The 6,833-nt window shown below is 53.5% G+C and carries 5 protein-coding genes; all 5 read right to left on the bottom strand.

Annotated features, from left to right (window positions below):
• Positions 1-163 precede the first annotated feature (163 nt).
• Positions 164-2,686: a substrate-binding domain-containing protein gene (locus tag JW953_15550; GenBank protein MBN1994112.1), complete on the bottom strand. Its 2,523-nt coding sequence runs from the start codon at positions 2,684-2,686 to the stop codon at positions 164-166.
• Between the two features lie 158 nt (positions 2,687-2,844).
• Complete coding sequence (locus tag JW953_15545) at positions 2,845-4,053, bottom strand: ClbS/DfsB family four-helix bundle protein (GenBank protein MBN1994111.1); 1,209 nt, start codon at positions 4,051-4,053, stop codon at positions 2,845-2,847.
• 178 nt (positions 4,054-4,231) lie between these two features.
• Positions 4,232-4,798 (bottom strand): GNAT family N-acetyltransferase, encoded by a 567-nt coding sequence (locus JW953_15540; GenBank protein ID MBN1994110.1) that lies wholly within the window; start codon positions 4,796-4,798, stop codon positions 4,232-4,234.
• Entirely contained in the window at positions 4,795-5,799 is a 1,005-nt protein-coding gene (locus JW953_15535; protein MBN1994109.1) for a GNAT family N-acetyltransferase, read from the bottom strand. Before JW953_15535 ends, JW953_15540 begins: the two co-directional genes overlap by 4 nt.
• A 284-nt stretch (positions 5,800-6,083) precedes the next feature.
• A partial coding sequence (locus JW953_15530) for a GNAT family N-acetyltransferase (protein MBN1994108.1) occupies positions 6,084-6,833 on the bottom strand: 750 nt, incomplete at its 5' end.

Raw genomic sequence — 6,833 nt, 5'->3', positions numbered from 1 at the left:
TTTCAGGACTACCGTGCGATTCTGAGTCTGCGCATGAAGATCGCCATCTAAAATGCTCCCGTTTGGATAATCAACATTTTGCTCAAGTTAGATGAAGCAAGTTTACTATAGCTTTGCCAAAAGTCAAGTAGACCCGGTAACAAACTCCCGCCCGTCTCAGCGATCACATCGCCCTGCTCCCTTTGTCCAAAATGGTGAAGTAGAACGTTGATCCTTGCCCCGCCCCCGACTTTACCCAAATACGCCCGCCGTGGCGCTCCACAATCTTTTTGCACACCGCCAAACCAATCCCCGTGCCCGCATACTCTTCCCGGCTGTGCAGACGCCTGAAAATCATGAAGATACGCTCAAAATCCTCCGGGGCAATGCCGATACCATTGTCCCGCACCGAAAACGTCCACTCGCCACCACTGTGCTCTGCCCTAACGTGAATCTCCGGCCGGCTTTCTGCTTGGCGAAACTTAATGGCGTTACCAATGAGGTTTTGCAACAACCGTATCAGTTGGGTCTCGTCGGCCAGCACCACCGGCAATTCATCGTAGGTCACCACCGCCCCACTCTCTTCAAGCGCAATCTTTAGATTGGCCAACACCTGATCCAGAACAGCAGCGCAAGCGGTGGGAGCGAAGGGTTTGCCGTGGGTGGTCACGCGGGAATACTCCAGCAAATCGTTGATGAGAATCCGCATGCGTTCTGCCCCATCCACGGCAAAGGCGATGAATTCGTCGGCATCTTGGTCAAGCCGGCCCTGATACCGCCGCTCAAGGAGTTGGAGGTAGCTTTTCACCATCCGTAGCGGCTCTTGCAAGTCGTGCGAGGCAACATAGGCGAACTGCTCTAATTCAGCGTTGGAACGGACCAATTCTTGAGCCTGTCTTGTCAATATCTCCTCGGCCTGCCTGTGTTTTTGCAAAAGCAACGAATCCTGTAACGCGCCGCTGATTTGTCTGGCCAGCGCGCCATAGATTTCCCCCTCTCGTGATCCCGCCTCAAGAATAAGGCAGCCAAACCGGTTTTCTCTAAAGTTGAGAGATTCTACCACCCAGGTATATCGTCTTTCCGGCGGACACAACTCGTCTGGAATCAGTTGGCGGGTGGGGAAGCGCCATCCGCCGGCGCCTACCTCAACCCGCTTCCTTCTGTCGTAGCCCAGCATCAGCCTGGACCACCTGGCAGGGCGATCCTGCCCCTCGTAAAAAGAGAGGTAAAAGGTCAAAAAGTCCAGTTGGGGCAGATTGTGACCGATCACGTCAAAAATCTGCTCTGTTTCAACCGCCGCAATCAGATCGCCGCCAAAATAACTCAGGGCTGCGGCCCGCTGTATTCTCCTTACCTCCTGGCGCGCCCAATTTAATTGGGCTATTCTGCCCACCATCACGCGCCCTTGGCTAAAAAGGTCTTCCACCCAAGACAAAGTTGTCACATTCGTTAAATACGGCAACAGGTGGCGGCGCATCACCGACAGCACTTCCTGCCAGTCATCCATGTGGTTAATCACGGCCACTGCCTGGTGCAGGACATCGTCCAATGCCAAAAGGAAAGGACTCGGCGGAGTCGAACCCGCGCCTGGCTCACTCGCCGCCGCGCCGGATGTTATCTCCTCCCAAAAAGCGTCCAGGAGTCGTCCCGCCCATTCGGGAGAAGCTGGCGCAGCCTCTCCCGCTTCGCGCACCATCTCGGAGAGAATCTCCTCTCGGCGCGCAACAATGACTTCCGGCAAAGGCCCGCCCTTGCTCGCCAGCGGCCCCACGGCGGCGTGCGCCACTACCGGTTCGGAACAACCGCAAGACTGCCGCGCTATCAACTTTGTGGACAGCGCTGTTTGAGCGGGCACTTGTTCACCGGCCAGCAACTTTAACAACACTTCCAGGCCGGCCCGGCCTAGCTTGTGGATCGGTTGGCGCACGGTAGTTAATGAGGGATGAGAAGCTGCTGCTTCGCGCGTATCATCAAAGCCCCCCAAGGCGACATCGTTTGGTACACGGATTCCCCGATCATCAAGTGCCTTCAAGACCCCAAATGCCATCCAGTCGTTGACGGCCACTATGGCGTCAAATTCGACCTTGCGCTCATCAAGCAGCAACCGAATTGCCTCCCTGCCTGTTTCGTAGGTAAAATCGCCTGGAGCAACGAGGCCTGGATTGAGAGGCAGGCCATGCTTGGCCAGGGCAGCAACATAGGCCCGGTACCTTAACGCTGCCTCCTCGTTGTTCTCAGGTCCGCAAACAAAAGCGATACGGCGGTATCCGTGGGCCTCAATGAAGTGAGTGATAATGTCTTGCATGCCTTTTTCATTGTCCACCACAACGCAGGGAAGGCCGGGGGTTTGGGTGATACCAACCATCGGCAAAGGATCATAACGGTTGATAAAACTCCGGAACTCCTCGGTGGTGATAAAGTTGCCAATCGTGCCGGATATGATGAGGCCATCAACTCTTTCGGCGCCAACCAAGTGGTAGAGGATGTTACGTTGGGCGTCAAATCCGTACGTAGATGCATTTATGGTTCCGCCGACGTAACAAATCAGATTGACGTCCAAGTCCGGCGCTGCATCGGCAAACCCCGCCCACAGGGCATTGTGATATGACGATCCCCCAATCTCGGTCAGCAGGCCAATGGTTGGGCGCGGCCTTTGCCGATTGGCCCGTTTGACCTGGCTCATACTGATTTTAACTTGCTCTGGCATGTCTCCTTTATCTCACCCGAATCTGATCATTCGCCAAGCTTAAAAAACGCTCTCGGATAAAAAGAAGTGATGCCCAACTTTAGACACCACCTCAATAGGCACGCTATCCTAATTATAGGTAACTTCTCAAGCAAGAGCAACCCCAAATACAAGGAGTTCTACCCTTTGGACTTACTCACCCTGACCACCATCAGCCGCTGGCCAAACGCCAATTCCCCTTCTTGCTCAAGCCGCCGTTGCAAGGCCAACAGGTGGTCAAAATTCCGCTCCACCGAAAAATTCTCCACAATCCAGGGCACGGCCTGTAAATAGTAAACCATCGCGCCGATGTCTTTGAAGATGAGCTTGCCTGTCCACTCCTGGGCCATTTCCACCACCAGATCAGTTTCTTTGATCGTGTCCAACACAAAATCCAGGGTAAAGTAAGTCCACGGCTGCTCGCAGTCAAACGCGGCGGATAAATCGTTGAGATTACGGCCATCCACTTGCTGGGTGAGAAACACGCCCCCGGGGGCCAGCACCCGTTCCACTTCGGCGATGTTGAAGCCGGTGTGGCGATCAAGCACCAGATCAAACGCCTCATTTTCAAAAGGCAGTATCTCAAACAACGAATCGTCGGACTCCACCACTTCCACGCCCAAAGGCTCCAGTCGCTCCCGGGCCAAACGGAAATTGAGCGGATACCCCTCGGTGGCCACAACGCGCGGGGGGAAGACATCTTTAAATCCCAGTAATTTTTCGCCGCCGCCGGTGCCTAAATCTAACACAGCCTGCGCTTGCGCCATTAGCTCCCGGGCCATGACCCCGTAAGACCAGGGGGGCTTTTCTTCAAGCCATTTATCGGCCAGATAGGAAAAATCCCAGCCGCTAAATGGTTGGCGTGCGGCGGCCTGCCACAACCCGGCGAGCAGATCGCGCCAATGTTCCGCATAGTGCCCCGCGCTGTTATCCAAAATTTCCTCCGCCAAAAAATGCCCTTCCGTCCAGGCGAAACGGCGGGGATTGAACAAATCTTCAGCCGGGGCGCGTTCAACCAACTCCACCAGGGCCTGATACGCTTCAGCTTCCTGCTCGCGGGCTTCGGCCAACGAGTGGTTTTGCGACTCGGCAAATATACGCGCGTTGATTTGATTTAAGGTTACTTCATCCAACTTGGGCGGATAAGCGGGGGTCTCGCCCCGGCTTAAGGTATGATACATAGCGGCCACCCACTGCTCCCACCAGCCCAGGTGGGCCAGCAGGTGTTTAACCGACCAGCTGCCCGGCAGGGTGGGCAGTAACAGGTGGTCGGTATCGGCCCGCGCCAGCACCGTTTCCAGGCGTTGGCGACCGGCCCGCAGTTGGGCCAGTAATTCTGATTTGTTCATATTGAATCCTTTCATTGATACATCACCCGCAGCCGTCTGAATTGTCCGGGATTGGTCAACACATCCGTTGAGTCAACAAATTGGTCAATCGCGCCTAGATGCTCCGGCAGGGCCAATACGTCCGCATCCGTAATGGCAGCCCGGATGGCCGCGGCAAATTCATCCGCCTGCGCGGCGCTCAGGCAATGAACTGCCGCACGTACACCGACACAAACTCTTCGGCCAGGATGTCCATAAAAATGACGTCAAACTTCTGCTGGCCAATAATCCTGGCCTGCCGGCGGCGGCCTATTTCTTTAAAGCCCACGCTCCGGTAACTGCGCAAGGCGCGTTGATTAAACGACATCACCCCCAACATAATGTTGTTCAAATTCAGCAGGTTGAAGCCATAATCAAGTAAAAGTTGGGTTGCCTCTTGGCCGTAACCCTGGCCCCAGTACGTTTTTTCGCCAATGAAAATACCAAACATGGCCGAACGATTGACGTGATCAAGATTAAAAAGCAGGCAGCGGCCTATCGGCATCTCCGTTTTAAGATCAACCATGCTAAAGATGTGAGCTTTGTTTTTGATTATCTCCTCGATGGCTTCTCGCTGGCCGGTGGGGGTGGCGGGGGTGTAGGCTTCGTCGCCTAAAGGCAGGGCCACGGCCAGATCATTGAACCACTCGGTCCATTTTTCGGCGTCTTCCGGCAAACAAGGGGAAAGATAACATTTTTTACCGACCAGTTTTTTGTAATAAGTCATGGTTGCTCCTCGTCTTGATAGACCTTGAATCGGCTGTTGGCCCAGGCAATGTTTTCGTCCAAGCGGCGGATGACCGAATAACACACCGGCTTAAAATGAGCCAGCCAGAAATGTTTTCCTTCAAGGTTGGCAGATTCAAAATCAACCGAACATCTCTGGCTGCCGTTTGCCGCCGCATCTACCAAAAGTTCGTTCAGCAAGGTCACCGCAATCCCCCGCCCGCGATATTCCGGCAAGGTATAGGCCCCGGTAATACTGACGGTGTGCGTATCACTTACTATCTGCGCTGCGCCAAAGGCCGACGCTTCAGCTTGCAGATAAGCCACCGGCTTGTCCCCGGCAAAGGCCAGCCAGACTTTTTTTGTTTTTTCTGACAAGCCCCGCCTTAATTCAGCTACATTTGTTGGTTCGTCTTCCAGTAAAAATATAGGAGAACCGGCCAGATGTCGTTGCAATTCATATTCTAAACGGCTCACAGTGGTTGCGTCGTCCGGCCCGGCGGGCCTGATGGTGAAGGCTGAGGGAAAATCCTGGCCAATCACGTCCACAGAGCGGATGGCGTCAATAACCAGCAGGCCAAAGCCGTTCTCAAAAAAGGTGTCCAGCATTTCTTTTTCGTGGCCCAGAAAAGTAAAGGCGTGGGTGAAACAGCCGTTGGCCACCCATTGCCGCGAGATGTGCCGGTACATCTGGTGATAGATGTCCGGTTTTGTTTCGACAATCGCCGCATGGCCCCACTCCGGGCAATACGCGCCGTAACTGGTCCCTTTAAAGTAGGGGATGCGAAAACCAAGCATGTATCCAACCAACAGGTCTTCCTTTAAGGCCACCACTCCGCCGGTTTCATCGGCCAGATTTCTGATCAAAGGGATGATAACCTGCTGCTCTTCGTACTTTTCCGGCAATAATGGATTTTCTTGTCGGAGCAATTTATAATTGGCTACAAATAATTGCGCCGCTTCGCCCAGATATTTTTCGACAAAAGGTTTGATGGTTAACATTGAATATTTCTCCTTCATAGGTTGTTGGTGGTTTGGGGCAAACTCTGTTAGAACTTGTTTCTTAAATACATCGGCATGTCATTTCAAGGAGCGTAGCGACGAGAAATCTCCTCCAGGCGGGTGTTATAAAAAGATTTCTCGGCCTAACGGCCTCGAAATGACATTTAAGAAACACGTTCTTAGATTTGAATTCCGGCGGCAACCTCTCTATGGCGCGATGAGCCATATTCGTCCCACAAACAAAAAATGATGCGCTCATCTTGCAGATCAGGTTTTTCGATCATCTAACCTACCCATTCTTGCCACTGCTTGTCTTGGCTCAGACTCTTGAACGCCTCATCATTATGCAGGCAGTCCAGGTGAGACCAGCCCGCAGCCATAGCTTTGTTCAGATTCCTCAAAGCCGCGTCCTTATCCCCAAGCAAAGCCCAAGCGCGAGCGGCGTTATAGTAACACCAACCTTCAATCTCGCTGTCGGCAAAGATATGGGAGGTCAGCGCCTCTGCTTCGCCTGCCTCTTTCATTTTGAAGGCAGTTTCGTAAGCTGCCGCCGCTTCTGCATATTTTTCTTGTTGATACTTGAACCGGCCCTGCACCAAAAAATTATCAAAGCGGTTATACCAGGCGTGGTAGACGGGATGTTCGACGGTTTGCTCAAAACCTACCTTTTGGGCCGTAGCCGCCGAGGCCAGGTTGCTGCTCCAACAATGCCAGCCGATATTTTTGCCGCCGTTGGCCAAACAATGATCCACCGCCGCGGCCACGGTGAGGGTGGCCAAACCGCGCCGTTGGTACGCTTCGTCGGTGTGAATGCCGATTTCATAATCGTTCCCGGCCCCAAAATCGGCGATGCACCAACTGGCCACAACGTCATCGCGCAACAGGCAAAACCCAAAGCCCTTGTCCATAAAGTTCTCCACCGACTGCCAGTTGCCAACCACCCATTCGCTCACGTGATCCATGTTTTTGAGCCTGGTTCTGGCCAGTAACTTTTCATCAACCTGGGTCATTACAAAACCGTCAGGAATTTGAGC

Source organism: Anaerolineae bacterium (genome assembly GCA_016931895.1).
Taxonomy (GTDB): Bacteria; Chloroflexota; Anaerolineae; order 4572-78; family J111; genus JAFGNV01.
This window is presented reverse-complemented; position numbering and strand designations above follow the sequence as displayed.